Annotated in this window: 1 protein-coding gene and 1 pseudogene; one reads left to right on the top strand and one right to left on the bottom strand. The window is 71.7% G+C overall.

Annotated features, from left to right (window positions below; translation table 11 throughout):
* Positions 1-255: 255 nt before the first annotated feature.
* Positions 256-1,002: pseudogene (locus DQW06_RS01555) on the bottom strand (class I SAM-dependent methyltransferase); the annotation flags it as partial.
* A gap of 233 nt (positions 1,003-1,235) precedes the next feature.
* On the opposite strand from DQW06_RS01555, the gene DQW06_RS01550 reads away from it, so the two are divergent.
* Positions 1,236-1,718 carry an SMI1/KNR4 family protein gene (locus DQW06_RS01550; protein ID WP_117197827.1) on the top strand — a complete coding sequence of 161 codons (483 nt, stop codon included), beginning with the start codon at positions 1,236-1,238 and terminating at the stop codon, positions 1,716-1,718.
* The last annotated feature ends 73 nt before the right edge of the window (positions 1,719-1,791 follow it).

Below are 1,791 nucleotides of genomic sequence, written 5' to 3'. Positions count from 1 at the left end.
GGCCGGGACCACCGCGCGGCCCCGGCGCGGGTCAGCACGCGCGTAGCGCCTCGATGACCGGACGTTCGACCGGGGTGGGCCGCCGCGCGTCGAGGTCGAGTTCCCCCAGGGGCAGCAGCGGCGGCTGGGCCATGAAGCGCGGGGCGGCGCCCCGGTGCGGCTGGGCGGCGTGCACGAGGAACGGGTGGCACAGGAAGACGTCCCCGGCCGCGCCGGTGGCCAGTGCCTCGGGGCGGCCCTCGCTGGCCGGGACGGCGGCGCCTCCAGGACGAAGAAGAGGAAGCCGATCCTGGTCGACAGGGCGTGGAACTCGTCGGGGAACAGCTCACGGGCGGCCGGATCGGGCTGCGGCTCGCTGATGGCGCACAGGCGGAACCCGGCGGCGGTGAAGGCGTCGGTCATCGCGTGCAGCGGCCTGCGCCAGAACCTCAGCGGAACGATCCGCCCTCCGAACGCGAACTCGGCACTGTAGCTGGTGGTCGCGAAGTAGTCGGGCCGGGGGTCCTGGATCGCGTAGTCCGTGAACGGGTGCTGCACCGACGCGATCAGCCGACCGCTGGGCCTGAGCACGCGCCGGAACTCGGCCAGCGTCGGGCCCCAGTCCTCCAGGTAGTGCAGCACCAGCGACGCGACCACGTCGTCGAACGCGCCGTCGGCGAACGGGAGGGGATCGCTCAGGTCGGCCACGCGCAGGTCCGCGTCCTCCCCGAGCCTGCGCCTGGCCAGCGCCAGCATTCCGGCGCTGGCGTCGACACCGGTGACGTCGGCGCCCCGGTCGCGCAGGGCGGCGGACAGGGGGCCCGCGCCGCAGCCCGCGTCCAGGATGCGGCGGCCGGTCACGTCCCCGGCCAGGGCCAGCATCGCGGGCCGTTCGTAGTAGGCGTTCTGGATGTTGTCCTCGTTGTCCGCCGCGTACGCCTCGGCGAAACCGTCGTAGTCGTTCGTCCGGGCCGGATCCGCGGCCCGGGCGGGGGTGTGGGGTACATCGGTGACTCGGTCCATCGCTGGAGCCTAGTGTGCGCACGGTCCGTCGGGCGGCCCCGTCACGGTCCGGGTGGGGCGGAAGAGGCCGCCGCGCCAGGAATCGCGGTACATGAGCCCCGCGCGAAGGACAGGCACTGCCGCAACCCCGGACGGGGGTTCCGGCTGTCCTACCGGCATCATCGAGACCCCGGGCCTGCACAACTCGTCGAGGGGCGAGTCCGTGTCGGCACCGGACACACCGGAGGTTGCTGATGACAGAGCTGTTCGAGGACAGCGACTACTACACCGGTCCTCCTCTCGACAGCGAAATGGTCCGCCGTGCCGAGACGGACCTCGGCGTGCGGCTTCCTCGCGGCTACGTGGAGGTGCTGCTGATACGGAACGGAGGGACCCCGCGACGCCGCTGCTACCCCACGCCGTTTCCGACGTCCTGGGCCGACGACCATTTCGAGATCAGCGGGATCCGGGGAATCGGCGGAAACTGGGGGATCGACTCCGCGTCCGACGGGGGAAGCTCGTACCTCATCACCGAATGGGGGTATCCGGAAATCGGCGTGGTGGTCTGCCACACGCCTTCCGGTGGCCATGACACGGTCATGCTCGACTATTCCGGGTGCGGTCCCGCGGGAGAACCCGCCATCGCCTACATCGACGAAGACCGCGTCCCCCGACGGATAGCGCGATCGTTCGGCGAGTTCCTCGCGCGGCTGACTCCCTGCCCTTCGGCTGGTTGAGGTCGTCGTGGTCCGGACCCGCGCTCCCGGAAGACCGGAGCGGAGGCGCTCCCGGCCGTGATGGCCGGGAGCG

The sequence above is a fragment of the Nocardiopsis sp. TNDT3 genome (genome assembly GCF_003427465.1).
Taxonomy (GTDB): Bacteria; Actinomycetota; Actinomycetes; order Streptosporangiales; family Streptosporangiaceae; genus Nocardiopsis; species Nocardiopsis dassonvillei.
Note: the sequence above shows the minus strand (reverse complement) of the source record. Positions and strands in the feature narration are given on the sequence as shown.

Coding starts and splice junctions, on each gene's coding strand:
- DQW06_RS01550 (WP_117197827.1), top strand. CDS start 1,236: ATGACAGAGCTGTTCGAGGACAGCGACTACTACACCGGTCCTCCTCTC.